The following is a 15,289-nucleotide window of genomic DNA, read 5'->3' as shown; positions in this document are numbered from 1 at the left end:
TATGGGCGTAGAACCGCACAGTGGCGACGAACGCCTGAACCAGAGGTGAACGAAGCGCGAGCGGAATCGGCGGAAGAGGGCCGCCGAACGGCCCGCTAGCCTTTCGGCACCACGGTCATGCACCGCCATGCACCGCACTCGACACGTGAGAGGTATCTCCCATGGGCATACGGGACCTACTGCGCAAAGTTTTCGGCCGCTCCCGAACCACGGGGGTGGACGATGCTTCTGCTGCGCCGGAGGCGGCGGTTGTCCCGGACCCCCAGTCCGCGGAGCCGAAGTCGGCGGAGCCGACGGTGGACGAGAAGGCCGGGCAGAAGGCCGAGTCGAACGCCGGACCCACGGATGAGGCCGAGTCCGCGGTTGGGGTTAAGGCTGAGGCTGAGCCGAAGCCTGACCCTGAGTCGACTGCGGCCCCCCTGGCCCCGGCCTCGGACTCCCCGGACTCCCCGGACTCCCCGGACTCCCCGGACGACGAATCCGCGCACGACCCGGCCCTGTCCACCCCGCTGAAGTCCCTCGACGAGATCCTGAAGTCCCCCGAGCGCGAGGACACGTCAACGTCGGACGGCGAGCCCGCGGTCGCGGCAGCGGCCGACGAGAAGGAAACGGCCGCCCCGGAGCAGGGGGCGGACGAGCCCGCCGCCGAGGCCGAGGCAAATGCCGCGTCCGAGCCGCCTACGGACGATGACGACGCCACGTCCCCCACCGCGTCGGCGACCGACGTGAAGGACAAGGCGGAGACAGCCGAGGCCGAACCGAACTCCACCGCCACGGCTGAGGCCGACGCGGACGCGGATGCGGATGCGGATGCGGACGCCACGGCGGCTCCGGCGGCGGAGGCACGTGCCGCCGCCGAGGCGGAGACGGAGCCTGGCGACGAGCCCGCCGAGGCGGAAGCGGCAGCCAAGCCCTCAACCGAGGCCGAGCCCATCGAGAGGGAGACGGAGACCGCTACAGCGTCCGACTCCACGCCCGAAACCGAACCGGCAGCGGAAGCCGCAGCGCCCAAGGCTGAGGCAGCAACAGAGGCTGACAACGAGCCCGCCAAGGTGGAGGGCGGCACCTCCGCAGCCAAGACCGACGATGAGCCCGCCGAGGCAAAGCCGGAAGCGGAGGCCGGAAGCGCCCCCGCCTCCGAAGCCAACGACGAGCCCGCGAAGGCGGAAGCCAAGCCGGAAGCCGAGCCCGCAGCCGCAAGCGACCCCGAGCCCGAGGCCGACGACAAGCGCACCGAGGCGGAAGCCAAGGCAGAGACCGAGCCCGCAGCCGACGTCGAGCCCGAGACCGACGCCGGGCCGAAGGTCGAGACCGCAGCCGATGCCGAGGCCAAGGGCGAGCCCGCGTCCGCGGCCGCATCTGAGGTCGAAGCCGAGGACGGCCCCGAGCCCGCGGCCACGCCCGCAGCCGACCCCGAGCCCAAGCCCGCGGCCACGCCCGACCCCGAGCCGGTCGCAGCCGCCACCGCAGCCGCAGCCGCCACTGCACCCACCGCCACCGCCACCGCAGCCGCCCCCAAGGCCGACGCGGCCGCCACCGCGACCGCCCCCGAGGCCGGCGCGCCCGGCATTCCCCTCGGCGATCTCGAGTCGCGGGCGTCCGGGCTGGTCGGGGCGTATACCGCTGCCGGGGAAGCCGTCAAGGCGCATGGGCTGGACGGGCAGCGGGCGGTTGTCTACCTCGTGCTGGACCGGTCCGGGTCGATGCGGGGGTACTTCAAGGACGGCACCGTTCAGCACCTCGCCGACCAGGCGCTCGCCCTGTCCGCGCGGCTCGACACCAGCGGCACCCTGCCCGTCGTGTTCTTCTCCACCGACATCGACGGCACCGCCGAAATCGAGCTGGATCACCACACCGGCCGTATCGAGGAGCTGCACGGCTCGCTCGGGCACATGGGGCGGACGAACTACCACACCGCCGTCAACGCCGTCATCGAGCACTACAAGGCGTCCGGCACCACCGACCCCGCGTTCGTGATCTTCCAGACGGACGGCGCGCCCACCGCCAAGACCGCCGCCGAGAAGGCGCTGTGCGAGGCGGCGGGGCTGCCGCTGTTCTGGCAGTTCCTCGCGTTCGGGGACCCGGAGGCGAAGGGGTTCGACTTCCTGCGGAAGCTGGACACCTCGCCCGCCCTCGCCGTCCCGGAGAAGCGGGCGGTCGACAACACCGGCTTCTTCCACGCGGGGCTCGACCCTCGTACGGTCGCCGACGCCGAGCTGTACCGGGAGATCCTGAAGAAGTTCCCGGGCTGGCTGGCCGCCCGCGAGCAGGGCTGACGAGCGACCTCATCCAGGCAGGCGCCGCTCCGGCGCCACCCCGGGGGCCATCCGCCGCGGAAAAACGCCGCGCGGGTGGCCCCCGTCGCTCGGATACGATATGGGCGGCTCAGTAGAGCAAAAAGTCACCTACCGTATCGACTCGGGAGCAGCCTGCAATGGCTCGACACCTCATCACCAGCGCCCTTCCCTACATCAACGGGATCAAGCACCTGGGCAACATGGTGGGGTCCATGCTCCCGGCCGACGTCTACTCCCGCTATTTGCGCCAGCGCGGCCATGACGTCCTCTACATCTGCGCCACCGATGAGCACGGCACCCCCGCCGAGCTGGCCGCCAAGGAGGCCGGGCTGCCGGTCGACGAGTTCTGCGCCCAGCAGCACGACGCGCAGCGGGCGGTCTACGACGGCTTCGGGCTCGCCTTCGACTACTTCGGCCGCAGCTCCTCCGCGCAGAATGTGCAGATCACCCAGACGATCGCACGTGAGCTGAAGGCGAACGGCTTCATCGAGGAGCGCTCGATCCGCCAGGTGTACTCCAACGCCGACGGCCGCTTCCTCCCCGACCGCTATATCGAGGGCACCTGCCCGCACTGCGGCTACGACAAGGCCCGCGGCGACCAGTGCGAGAACTGCACCCGTGTGCTCGACCCGACCGATCTGATCGACGCCCGCTCCGCGATCAGCGGCAGCAGCGATCTTGAGGTCCGGGAGACCAAGCACCTCTTCCTGCTCCAGTCCAAGCTGGCGGACGAGGTCGCCGCCTGGGTCGACGAGCACGGCAAGGAGTGGCCGACGCTGGCCTCCTCGATCGCCCGCAAGTGGCTGAACGAGGGGCTCCAGGACCGGGCGATCACCCGCGACCTGGACTGGGGCGTACCGGTGCCGGCCGACGCCTGGCCGGACCTGGCGGCCGAGGGCAAGGTCTTCTACGTCTGGTTCGACGCCCCGATCGAGTACATCGGAGCCACGAAGGAGTGGGCGGACTCCGCGAAGGACACGGACGCGGACACGGACACGGAGCTCCGCGACTGGAAGTCGTGGTGGTACGACGTGGACGAGTCCGTCCGCTACACCGAGTTCATGGCCAAGGACAACGTCCCGTTCCACACCGTGATGTTCCCGGCCACCCTCCTCGGCACCCGGGACGCCTGGAAGAAGGTCGACTACGTCAAGGCGTTCAACTGGCTGACGTACTACGGCGGGAAGTTCTCCACCTCCCAGAAGCGCGGGGTGTTCACGGACGCCGCGCTCGAGGTGCTGCCCGCCGACTACTGGCGCTACTTCCTGATGGCGAACGCCCCGGAGTCCGACGACACCTCCTTCACCTGGGAGCACTTCACCGCCACGGTCAACAAGGACCTGGCCGACACCCTCGGCAACTTCGTCAACCGTGTGCTGTCCTTCTCCCGCAAGCGGTTCGGCGACGAGGTCCCGGCCGGGAAGGCCGCCGGTGAGGCGGAGGAGCGCCTGGGCGAGGAGATCGCGCGGCTGCTGGCGGAGTACGAGGAGCACATGGACACGCTCCAGTTCCGCAAGGCCGCGGCGGCGCTGCGCGCCCTGTGGAGCGCGGGCAACTCCTACCTGGAGGAGAAGGCCCCCTGGCTGGAGATCAAGGCCGACCAGGAGGCCGCGGCCCTCACCCTCCGTACGGCGATGAACCTCATCCACCTCTACGCGATCGTCTCCGAGCCGTTCATCCCGGCCTCGGCGCGGGCCATGCGGTCGGCGTTCGCGCTGGGCGAGGACACCGCGACCTGGGTCGGCCAGGAGGAGGCGCGGGCGCTGGCGTCGGTCCCGGCGGGCACGGCCTTCACCGTTCCCCCGGTGCTCTTCGCGAAGATCACCGAGGAGGACCTGGAGTCCTACCGGGAGCGCTTCGGCGGCGCGGAGCAGAACGGGAACGGCGCCGCGTAAGGCGTTTGTACGCGGTGCCGCACGGCCGCTCATGCGCGTGTTGATCGCGCGACAACCGTTCGTTTAGTCCTCTCGATGACCCTGTGGAGTCCAATTCCATCGGGAAGTCGAGGAACGCAGTGCCGGACGTACGTGTCACGGTGACGGTCCACGGCCCCGACCCGCTCAGCCGGGCCGGGGTCTTGCGTCATCTGAAGCATCAGCCCAGCGTCGAGCTGGTCGACCGGCCAGGTCCGCTCGGTGGCGAGCCCCGCGGCGCGGTCGCCGTCATGCTCGCCGAGCGCCTCGACGACCGCGCGGGCGCGGAGCTGCGCCGCCTGGTGCGGGGCGGCCGGCAGCGGGTGGTGCTGATCGCGGGTGAGCTCCGTGAGACGGAGCTGATGGCGGTGATGGAGTACGGCGTCCAGGCCGTCTTATGGCAGCACCGGACCACGCCGAAGCGGCTGTTGCGCGCCGTGCACCGGGCGGCCCGCGCGGACCGGGGCACACCGTGCGGCGTGGACCGGCGGCTGTGACCCCACGACTTCAGGGCTCCACAGCTTCCATGGGGCTCCACGGCTTCAGGGCGCAACCTGGCAGCCCCATGGGTGCCGGCTGTGAATGGCTGTGCGAAGCGCGTCATTCGGCCACCGGCCGTCCACGGCCACTCATACGCGGGGCGGGGGCGCGCCGTTCGGCACGCCCCCGCCCCGTGGGTCTCGTTCCGCCCCGTCTACTCGGCGGGCTTCTCGGGCGCCTCGCCCGCCGTCTGGCCCGTCTTCTCGGCCTGCTTGACCTGCGGCGGCTTGCGCAGCGACAGGTGCAGCTCGCGCAGCCGGGTGTCGTCCACCTCGCTGGGCGCGCCCATCAGCAGATCCTGGGCGTTGCCATTGAGCGGGAAGGCGATGGTCTCGCGGATGTTGGGCTCATCGGCCAGCAGCATCACGATGCGGTCGACGCCGGGGGCGATACCGCCGTGCGGCGGGGCGCCGAAGTGGAACGCGCGCAGCATTCCGCCGAACTCGCGCTCGACCTCTTCCCGGGAGTAGCCCGCGATCTCGAACGCCTCGTACATGACCTCCGGCTCGTGGTTCCGGATGGCGCCGGAGGACAGCTCCACACCGTTGCAGACGATGTCGTACTGCCACGCCAAGATATCCAGCGGGTCCCGTGTGCGCAGGGCCTCCAGGCCGCCCTGCGGCATCGAGAAGGGGTTGTGCGAGAACTCGATCTGCCCGGTGTCCTCGTTCCGCTCGAACATCGGGAAGTCCACGATCCAGCAGAAGCGGAAGACGCCGTCCTCGAAGTGGCCGGCCCGCTTGGCGGCCTCGACCCGCACCGCGCCCATGATCTTGGAGACCTCGTCGAAGTCACCCGCGCCGAAGAAGATCGACGTGCCGGGCTTGCCCTCGACCTCGGTGATCAGCTTCTCGACGTCCTCGTCGGTGAGGAACTTCGCGATCGGACCGGTCAGCTTGGAGTCCTCGCCGATCCGGACCCAGGCCAGCCCCTTGGCGCCCTGCTCCACGGCGAACTCACCGAGCTGGTCGAAGAACTTCCGGGGCTGCTCGGCGGTGTCCGGCACGGCCAGCGCGCGTACGTGCTTGTCGGCGAACGCCTTGAAGCCGGAGCCCTCGAAGATATGGCTGACGTCCCGCAGCTCCAGCTGGGCCCGCAGGTCCGGCTTGTCGGAGCCGTACTTCAGCATGGCCTCGCGGAACGGGATCCGCGGGAAGGGCGAGGTGACGTGGCGGCCGCCGCCGAACTCCTCGAAGAGCTCGGTCATGACCTTCTCGATGACGCCGAAGACGTCCTCCTGCTCGACGAAGCTCATCTCGACGTCGAGCTGGTAGAACTCGCCCGGCGAGCGGTCGGCACGGGCGTCCTCGTCGCGGAAGCAGGGCGCGATCTGGAAGTAGCGGTCGAAGCCCGCGATCATCAGCAGCTGCTTGAACTGCTGCGGGGCCTGCGGCAGCGCGTAGAACTTGCCCGCGTGCAGCCGGGAGGGAACCAGGAAGTCCCGGGCGCCCTCCGGCGAGGTGGCGGACAGGATCGGGGTGGCCAGCTCGTTGAACCCCTGCGCGGTCATCTTCTGCCGGATGGCGGAGATGACGGCGGAGCGCAGCATGATGTTGCGGTGCATCCGCTCGCGGCGCAGGTCCAGGAAGCGGTACTCCAGCCGCCGCTCCTCGCCGACCCCGTCCTCGGGGAAGACGGTGAAGGGCAGCGGGTCGGCGGCGCCGAGCACCTCGACGTCGGTGACCTCGACCTCGATCTCGCCGGTCGGCAGTTCGGGGTTGACGTTCTCCGCGCCGCGCGCGATGACCCGGCCGTCGACGCGGACGACGGTCTCCTTGGTGATCGAGCTCAGCGCCTCGTTGGCGGCGGTGTCGGGGCGCACCACCAGCTGGACCAGGCCGTAGTGGTCGCGGAGATCGATGAAGAGGATGCCGCCCAGGTTCCGTCGATTGTGGAGCCATCCGGAGAGCCGGACGTCGGTGCCGACGTCAGCGGCGCGGAGCTGACCACACGTGTGGGACCGGTACCGATGCATCATTCATCCAAGTCGTGTCGAGCGGGAGGCGTACATACCCTCGGGGAGCTTCCGGCCAAGCCTACCGGCGCGGTGCCCCTCACTGGTAAGCCGTTGGCAAACCCCCATAAGGTAGTGCAATGCGCACCGAGGACCTGCTGGCCGCCATAGCGACCGGCCTATGGCGGTGGGACAGTGTCTCGGGCGCTGTCACCTACGACGCGGAGGCGGCCCGGCTGGTGGGCCTTCCCGCCGAGCCCGTCACCGTTCCCGAGGCCGCCGCCCGCGCCTGTTTCCACCCCGCGGACTGGCTCGAGGTCAAGGCCATAGTCCAGCTCGCAGTGGCCGAGGGCACCCTGGCCGAGGCGCGGCTGCGCATCGTGGACGAGAAGGGCACCGTGCTGCGGACCGTGCGCACCCGTTCCCGGCCGATAGCGCGGGGCGGCAGCGAGGACGGCTACTACCTGCTCGGCACCCTCCAGGAGGTGCCCGATCCGCTGCCGGGCACCTCGGGCTTCGGCCCGCCGATCACCGGCGACTGGCGCCGCAACCGCGAGGCGTTCCTGCTGGACGCGGGGCGGGCGCTGGCGGAGGCGATGTCCACCGCCGAGGTGCTGCGGGTCGCGGCGGGGCTGTCCATGCCGGGCTTCTCCCCGGACGGGCTCGCGGTCTTCGGCGTCCAGGGCGAGCGGATCTCGGTGATCGGCCATCACGGACCCCGGGCGGGCACCGACCGCCCCCTGCACGACATCGCGCTGAGCACCGACCATCCGGCGGCCGAGGTGGTCCGCACCGGCCGGGCGGTCTATCTGCCCACCCCGGAGGAGTACCGCGGCCGGTTTCCGGCCGCGTGGACCCCGGGCCGGACCCGTATCCGCCGGTCCTGGGCGTTTCTGCCGCTGATCGTCGCGGGCCGCACCATCGGCGCGTGGATGGCCGGATTCGCCTATCCGGTGTCGTTCTCGCCCGATGAGCGCTCGGTGCTGACCACGATCGCCCGGATGCTGGCCCAGGCGCTGTCCCGCACCGCGCTCCAGGAGACCGAGCGGGAGCTGGCGGACGGGCTCCAGCGCTCGATGCTGCCCGCCGACAAGCCCGATATCCCGGGGCTGACGGTGGCCGCGCGCTATGTGCCGACCGGCGGCGGACTCCAGGTCGGCGGCGACTGGTACGACGTGATCGGGCTGCCGTCGGGCCGTACCGCGCTGGTGATCGGCGATGTGCAGGGCCACGATGTGCGCGCCGCGGGGATCATGGGCCAGCTGAGGATCGCGGTCCGGGCGTACGCCTCCGAGGGCCACCACCCCGACGCGGTGCTCTCCCGCGCCTCCCGCTTCCTGGCCGGTCTCGCCGAGCCCGAGGGCCCGGACGGCCGGTACGACCCGAGGTTCGCGACCTGCCTCTACATGGAGGTGGACCCGGTGGCCGGCACCCTGGACATCGCCCGCGCGGGCCACCCCGACCCGGCGGTCCGGCTCGCCGACGGCACGATGATGATCAGGCCCACGGCGGGCGGGCTGCCGCTGGGCATCGACCCGGACACCGACTATCCGACCACCCGGGTGGTGCTGGAGCCCGGTGAGACGCTGCTGATGTGCACCGACGGGCTGATCGAGACCGGCGGGCACGATCTGGAGACCGGCTGGGACCGGATCCGGAAGGTCTTCGAGCGGCCGGTCGTCCCGGCCGCCGACTCCGGCGGTCTGGACTCCGACGACCTCGAGGTCCTGGCCGACTCCCTGGTGCAGGCGGTGCACGGACCGCCCTCCCACCACACCACCGGCCCGCTCGCGGACCGGCGCGAGGACGACATAGCGCTGCTGCTGATCCGCCGGGAGGCGGAGCTCTGCCTGGTCGGGCCCGGTTCTGCGCCGGTGCGGCGTACGGCGGTCACGGTCGCGCAGGCCGAGCCCGAGCGGATAGCGGGCGCCCGGCAGCAGCTGCGCGACATGCTGCACGACTGGGCCGACCCGGAACAGGTGGAGTCGGCGGTGCTGATGCTCTCCGAGATGGTCACCAACGTCCTGGTGCACACCGACGGGGACGCCCTGCTGGTGGCCGAGATCCGTGGGCGGCACGGGGCCCGGCGACTGCGGCTGGACGTCGCCGACAGCAGCGATGAGCTGCCGCACCGCCGCCGTCCGGGCGAGCTGGCCTCCTCCGGGCGCGGGCTGCTGCTGATGGAGGTGCTCGCCGACAACTGGGGAGTGGATCCGCGCGGCGACGGCAAGTGCATCTGGTACGAGCTGTACGAGGCCACGCCGGAGGACGGGGCCTGAGCGGTCTCGCTGAAGTCCGGTGCGGTTCGGGTGCGCCCCGAAGGGGCGCGGGGCTGTGTCGATACCGACGACGCGTCGGGGCACTTCCCGCGGAGCGCGTTCAGCGGAAGAGCTGAGAACCGAGCGGGTGTTGTTCGTCGAAACCAGGAAGGATCAGGAAGGTCGCACTGGCGGTCGTGGTCGTGTATTCCAGCAGGGCGTCGGAATTGTCCATACGGGTGAGGGTGTTGGTGAACGTCCGTATGTCGTTCTGGAAGCTCATGAAGAGCAGGCCGGGAGTGGGTCCGTCGAAGCTGTAGGAGCGACGGAGCATGAGGCCGACGCCGACCGCCGTGGCGTGTGCCCTGCGGGCGTGGGCGTCCGCAGGGACGAGGTAGCGCCCGTCCGGCGTTTTGGCGCCGAGGTCCGGGCCGGAGGCGATGGTGCCGCCGGAGAGGGGTACGCCGGTGGCCCGGCGGCGGCCGAAGACCGCTTCCTGTTCGGCGACGGACAGCTTGGCGAACCGCGGCAGGTCGACTTCCATGCGCCGTAGTACGGCGAGGGTGCCGTGGGCGACCGGAGCCGGCCCGGCCAACCACAGGTCGCGTCGTTGTTCGGCCCTCGTATGGGGGCCCACGATGCCGTCGATGAAACCAAAGGGGTTTCGTGGCGCGGTGACGCCCCGATCCACCCGCACATTCGAACCGCGGACCCCGGACTGCCGCCAGCGTTCCCGTATCCGGTCACCGGCCTGCTCGACAAGCGCGGCGGCCACGACCGGTATCACCAAGGCGTCGTCGGCGCAGATCTGTATCAGCAGATCGCCGCCGCGTGCCCGGGAGGCGATCCGTTCGCGGGAGAACCGTGGGAGGTCCTTCGCGCCGGGCAGGGCGGGATCGACCTCGCGCACCAGCCGGGGGCCCACCCCGATCGTCACGGTCAGATCGCCCGGCTCCAGGCCCATCAGCCGTGCGTCGGTCCCCGCGGTGAGGGTGCGGACGGCCTCGCCGAGCTCGGCCAGCAGCGGACGGACGGACGCGGCGTCAACGAGGTCGGCCACCACGGCCAGCAGGTTCCGCTGGGCCGGCTGGGGAAGCGTGATGCCCGCCTGGTAGCGGCCCGTTGGTGACACCGGCGGGGTCGGCGCGGGGGCGTCGTCCCGGTCCGGCGGGGCGGAACGCGATTGGCACCCGGCGGAGAGGCCGACGGCGGTCACGGTGCCGGTGGCACCGAGAAACGTGCGGCGTGACGGGCGGGAATCGGCTTGGCACACAGTGTGAACTGTGCCATATCCGCATCGGCGTCTGCGACTTGGTCCGCGCCGTGCCAGGATGGGGCCATGCCTCGTCTCCGTCTTCGCCTGATCGCCGCGGTGCTCGGAACCCTGGCACCCGTACTGGTCGGTTGCGGCGGAGGCGACGACGGATCGGACGACGGCCGGCGACCTTCCGGTGAGCACGTGACGATCAAGGTGCCGGGTGACGCCCCGACGATCTCGGCCGCGGTGTCCCTGGCCCGGCCCGGCGATCTCGTGCTGGTCGCGCCGGGCAAGTACCACGAGTCGGTGAAGATCTCCACGGCTCGTATCACTCTTCGCGGCGAGTCCCGGGGCAAGGTCGTCATCGACGGGCGGTTACGGCAGCCGAACGGCATTGTCGTCGCCGCTCCCGGGGTGGCCGTGGAGAACCTGACCGTGGAGAACAACACGCAGAACGGGGTCCTGGTCACCGGCTCGGCGAAGGCGGCCGCCGGAGCGCCGGGGCAGTCCGGCGGCTATGACACCGGCGATGAGCCCGTCACCTTCCTGAAGTCGTTCCTGGTCTCCCATGTGACCGCGACCCGCAACGGGCTGTACGGCATCTACGCGTTCTCCGCGCAGAACGGCGTCATCGAGCACTCGTACACCTCGGGCTCGGCCGACTCGGGGATCTATGTCGGGCAGTGCAAGCCCTGTCGCATCGTGGTGCGGGACAACATCGCCGAACTCAACGCGGTCGGTTACGAAGGCACCAATGCCAGTGGCGACATGTACGTGGTCGGCAACCGCCTCGCCGGTAACCGGGTCGGACTCACCACCAACTCCGACCACCAGGAGAAATTGCTCCCGCAGCGGGATGCCGTCATCGCGGGCAACCTGATCGCGGCCAACCAGCAGTCGGCCACCCCCGAACAGGCCGACGGCGGATGGGGCATCGGCATCGGCGTCGACGGCGGCACCGACAACCAGTTCATCCGCAACCGGATCACCGGCAACAGCAACGCCGGGCTGGTGATCACCGCGACCGCCGACATTTCGCCGGACGGCAACCGGATCCTGGACAACACCTTCGCCGCCAACAGCGTTGACGTCGGCTGGACGTTCCCCACCGCCACCAAGGGACGGGGCAACTGCCTGCGCGGCAACGAGCTGCGCACGACGGTGCCCGCCCGGCTCGCGACCACCGCGTCCTGCCCGCGTCCCGCCCGGTCGGCCTCGCCGGCCGGTACCTGGGCGAAGCCGACGGCGCCCGGCGGTATCCCGTTCACCGAGGTGGCGGCGCCCGGACCGCAGCCGCAGTTCCCGAAGGCCACCACCACGGGCGCCACCGCTGTTCCGGCCGTTCCGGCGCTACCGGAAACGGCGGACATCCGGCTGCCGTCGGCGGCACTGCTCGCCGCGGACGCACGGGTGCGGACGTCCTGAGCGGCGGCTACCGCGCCGGAGTGGCTCCCGGTACCGGCCGGACCGGAACGTACTTCTGGGTGTCGAAATCGATGACCACCGGCCGCGATGCGGAAGCCACGCCGACGCGAACCCGGTACATGGTGCCGTCCGAGCCGATCCAGTAGCGCACGGCACCCGGCGTACCGGACCTGGTACGGGCGTTCGGCCCGGTCATGATGTCCACCTGATGGCCGTCCAGCCGGTCCTGCCCGACCCAGGCGGCACCGTTCTGCGGCAGCAGTTCGGCGTTCTCCGGCCGGTCGCTGCCGAGCTTCAGCGCGATGGCCAGCGAACTGTCCAGCGAACTGCCGTAGTTCTGGAGCGGACGGCGGTACCAGCCCGACTCCGGCGGCCGTGCCGGTGCCTTCGCCGGGGTGTTCGCCATCGGGTGGACGAACACGGTGGTGGCCGTCCACTGGATCAGCCCGTCGCTGGACGTATCGCGCCCGGTGCCGCGCACCACGCCGTAACCGATCTTGCCGCGGTAGTCGATGGATCCGGTGACGGTCAGCCCGCCGGCGGTGTTCGGCACATCGATCGTCACCGCGCGCCCGCCCGCCTGGTAGTTGCGGAACCGCGTGACCGCCAAGAGGTTCGCCTGATCCGAGGTCAACGTCTTTGGACCGCTGGGGGCGGAGCCGCCGCCGATGGCCAGGAACGCGGCCACCGCGACCGCCACACCGCCGATGGCGACCGCCACCCAGCGTGGCCGTAGCCATTGACGGCGGCCGGCCGGGCGCCGCGGGAGACTTTTCTTGATTCTCGTGCTCCACACCCGGCGCATTGCTAATTTCGTCCGCTCATTCACCCTCTGCTCTACCCCCGATCTTGGCGGCCACCCGGTACAGTATCGTCCCTGGTAGGGCGGTTCAGGATGACTATTCAGACTCTTGTGCTGTTTCCGTGTGGGGAAGCGAGGACGAGTGCGACTGGCCTGGGGAAGGCACTCCCGAGTCCCTGAATTCGCCACATCCGCCAGAACGACCGAGAACGACCGGGTCCACCGAAACAGTGGTGGGCTCTTTTTCATGGCCGATGTGCGTTCGGCTCACATCACGAGGGGAGTGTGATGGCTGTGCGAAAAGTGTGTAGAAGATTACGCCGAACAGCCGGGAAGAGTACGGGTCCACTGGCTCGAGTGGGCTTGTCTGTTCTCCTGCTGTCGGGTGGCGCCATGGGCGCGACGGCCGGGACGGCCACCGCTTCCACTGGCGACGGCACCCTGACCGTCGAGGTACTGCGGGATTTCTTCGGCACCGGCGTGATCAACACGACCATGGACGTGCCACAGCGGGGTATGAAGGTCGAGGTGACCGACCCTGATGGCCATCGGGTCTCCGGCACCACGGATGCCACCGGAAAGGTGGTGGTCTCGAAGTCGACCGAACTGACCGGCGGCCAGTACCGCGTCGACGTCACCATCCCGGCGCCGTACGACAAGCATCTGCAAGCGGCACCGGCCTCGACGGCGGAGAACCACTTCGACAGCTTCACGACGTTCGTGGACGTGTCGGACGGCAAGGACGACTCGGTCATCACCGGGGTCTGGAACCCGGCCGATTACGCGCTGCCGGACTCGCGGTATTTCGTACCGGTTCAGAATGGTGCCAACGGGCAGGACACCCGGGCACTGGTGGCGTTCGGGACGGACAAACGAGGTACGTGTCCTGGCGACACGGAGTGCCCGACCGTCCTCAACACGCAGGACCAGGTGGGCACGACGTTCGCGCTGGCCTACGACAAGTACCAGAAGCGGATCTTCCAGGGCGCGTTCGCCCGGCGGTACACCCCGTACGGGCCGGGCGGCGGTGGCGCGATCTACACCACGCCGACCGACGGTGGGACGCCGACCCTGTTCGCTCAGGTGCCGGGCGCCGCGGTGACGCCGCACGACGCCACCAACATGATCAAGGACGCCGGGTTCACCAATGCGCCGGGGAAGGAGAGCATCGGCGGCCTGGCCCTGTCGGAGGACGGCTCGACGCTGTACGCGGTGAACCTGCTGACCCGGAGGCTGGTCAGCTACGACGCGACCGGTACCACGGCATCCGCACCCGAAGCGACGGTGCGCATCCCGGACCCGGGCTGCGCGAGCCCCGGCGACTGGCGGCCGTTCGGTCTTCAGGTCCACGACAACAAGCTCTACGTCGGCGGCGTGTGCAGCGCAGAGAGCACACAGAAGCGCGAAGACCTGAAAGCCGTCGTCTACACCTACGACGGCGAACGGTTCACCACGGTGCTGGACCACCCGCTCACGTACGAACGCGGCAGCGTCTGGGGTGCCGGCGACGGCAGGACCAACCACTGGAACCCGTGGAACACCAGCCTGGCCACGTGGGACGACCGGAAGACGAACAACGCCTTCATCGATCCGCAGCCGGAGCTGGCCTCTCTCGCCTTCGCCCGCGACGGCTCGATGATCCTGGGTTTCCGCGACCGGTTCATGGACGTGGTCAGTTGGGGAGGGCTGGACCCCCGCCCGGGGAACGACACGGCGGAACAGGGCATGTCCGGTGGCGACATCACCATGGTCTGCGCCACTCCCACCGGTGAATACCAGTGGGAAGGCACCGGGAGCTGCCCCAACCACGCCACCCCCGCCAACAGTGGCGGCCAGCCCGCCAATGTCGTCGAGTACTTCCCGGGCGACACCTTCGCCAACGCGCACCAGGAGACCGCGCTGGGGTCGGTGGCCTATATCCCGCAGCAGCAGTGGGTCGTCAGCACGGAGTTCGACCCGGTCGCCGATGTCGCGACCTCAGGGACCGGGTACCACAACATCACGACCGGTGAGGGCCCGGGCAACAACCCGAAGGCCAACGGGTTCCAGTTCGTCAGCCGGGAACAAGGCGGGTTCGGTAAGGCCGGTGGGCTCGGCGATATCGCCTATGAGGCGGCGAACGCGCCGATCCAGATCGGCAACCGGGTGTGGTTCGACGGCGACCACAATGGGATCCAGGATCCCGAGGGAGCCAACGAGGTGCCACTGCCGGACGCCACGGTCAACCTGCTGGACGCCGATGGCAAGCAGGTCGCCACGACCAAGACCGACGCCGCCGGCGAGTACTACTTCGGTGGAGTCGGCGCCGAGTACGAGCTCAAGCCGGGTGCGAAGTACACGGTGGAGTTCGACGTGTGTACCGCGGACACCGCCAAGGTGCCGACTCAGCCGGCGGCCACCGACCTGCGGTTCACGCTCGCGCGAGCCGGTGACAACCGGGCACACGACTCCAACGTGACCCCGCCGAAGGCCGGGCGGCTGTGCAGCGGACAGGCACCTGTCACGGCGCCGGACAAGCCGGGAGAGGTCGATCACACGATCGACGCCGGCGTATACATCCCCAAGGAGGCACCGCCGACTCCCACGCCGACGCCCACTCCGCCGTCGTCGGAGCCGCCGAACTCCGAGCCGCCGAGCCATGAGCCGCCGACCCATGAGCCGCCCGCGTCCGAGCCGCCCAACAATCCGGGCCCCCAGGGTGGCGGAGGCGGAGGCGGTGGTTCACTGGCCAACACGGGTACGTCCGGCCTGCTGAAGATCGCTTCCCTCAGTGCCCTGCTGCTCGGTTCGGGCGCGGCATTCGCGTTCATGACCCGGAAGCGTCGTGCCAGGCAACACTGAG

The 15,289-nt window shown here is 70.1% G+C and carries 9 protein-coding genes; 6 read left to right on the top strand and 3 right to left on the bottom strand.

From position 1 onward, the window contains the following. Window positions 1-161: 161 nt before the first annotated feature. From AB0E24_RS13190 to AB0E24_RS13180, 3 genes are all read left to right on the top strand, one after another. The gene (locus AB0E24_RS13190) at window positions 162-2,276 is read left to right on the top strand and encodes a VWA domain-containing protein (protein WP_359376658.1); all 2,115 of its coding nucleotides are present in this window, start codon (window positions 162-164) and stop codon (window positions 2,274-2,276) included. Window positions 2,277-2,434: 158 nt separating this feature from the next. Next, window positions 2,435-4,192: a methionine--tRNA ligase gene (metG, locus tag AB0E24_RS13185; protein WP_232640102.1), complete on the top strand. Its 1,758-nt coding sequence runs from the start codon at window positions 2,435-2,437 to the stop codon at window positions 4,190-4,192. A 119-nt stretch (window positions 4,193-4,311) separates the two neighbouring features. Then, window positions 4,312-4,707, top strand: a complete 396-nt coding sequence (locus AB0E24_RS13180; protein WP_069860318.1) for a response regulator — start codon at window positions 4,312-4,314, stop codon at window positions 4,705-4,707. Between the two features lie 197 nt (window positions 4,708-4,904). Here AB0E24_RS13180 and aspS read toward each other — a convergent pair whose 3' ends face one another. Next, on the bottom strand, window positions 4,905-6,725 hold the full coding sequence (gene aspS / locus AB0E24_RS13175) for an aspartate--tRNA ligase (protein WP_069860319.1): 1,821 nt from the start codon (window positions 6,723-6,725) through the stop codon (window positions 4,905-4,907). 119 nt (window positions 6,726-6,844) lie between these two features. Here aspS and AB0E24_RS13170 point away from each other — a divergent pair, with 119 nt between their 5' ends. After that, the gene (locus AB0E24_RS13170) at window positions 6,845-8,983 is read left to right on the top strand and encodes an ATP-binding SpoIIE family protein phosphatase (protein ID WP_232640103.1); all 2,139 of its coding nucleotides are present in this window, start codon (window positions 6,845-6,847) and stop codon (window positions 8,981-8,983) included. Window positions 8,984-9,083: 100 nt separating this feature from the next. Here AB0E24_RS13170 and AB0E24_RS13165 read toward each other — a convergent pair whose 3' ends face one another. Beyond that, the gene (locus tag AB0E24_RS13165) at window positions 9,084-10,235 is read right to left on the bottom strand and encodes a Dyp-type peroxidase (protein WP_359376653.1); all 1,152 of its coding nucleotides are present in this window, start codon (window positions 10,233-10,235) and stop codon (window positions 9,084-9,086) included. Between the two features lie 66 nt (window positions 10,236-10,301). Here AB0E24_RS13165 and AB0E24_RS13160 point away from each other — a divergent pair, with 66 nt between their 5' ends. After that, window positions 10,302-11,645, top strand: coding sequence for a right-handed parallel beta-helix repeat-containing protein (locus AB0E24_RS13160; protein WP_102935214.1), 1,344 nt, complete (start codon window positions 10,302-10,304; stop codon window positions 11,643-11,645). Between the two features lie 7 nt (window positions 11,646-11,652). Here the strand turns inward: AB0E24_RS13160 and AB0E24_RS13155 are convergent, their stop codons facing one another. Next, window positions 11,653-12,333: a hypothetical protein gene (locus AB0E24_RS13155; RefSeq protein WP_069860776.1), complete on the bottom strand. Its 681-nt coding sequence runs from the start codon at window positions 12,331-12,333 to the stop codon at window positions 11,653-11,655. Window positions 12,334-12,840: 507 nt separating this feature from the next. Between AB0E24_RS13155 and AB0E24_RS13150 the strand changes: the two genes are divergently transcribed. Continuing rightward, window positions 12,841-15,288 carry an SdrD B-like domain-containing protein gene (locus AB0E24_RS13150; protein ID WP_359377031.1) on the top strand — a complete coding sequence of 816 codons (2,448 nt, stop codon included), beginning with the start codon at window positions 12,841-12,843 and terminating at the stop codon, window positions 15,286-15,288. The last annotated feature ends 1 nt before the right edge of the window (window position 15,289 follow it).

Origin of the sequence: Streptomyces malaysiensis subsp. malaysiensis, from assembly GCF_040653035.1 — a bacterium.
Classification (GTDB): domain Bacteria; phylum Actinomycetota; class Actinomycetes; order Streptomycetales; family Streptomycetaceae; genus Streptomyces; species Streptomyces malaysiensis.
The sequence above is the reverse complement of the archived record's forward strand: the minus strand, read 5'-3'. Positions and strand labels throughout refer to the sequence as shown.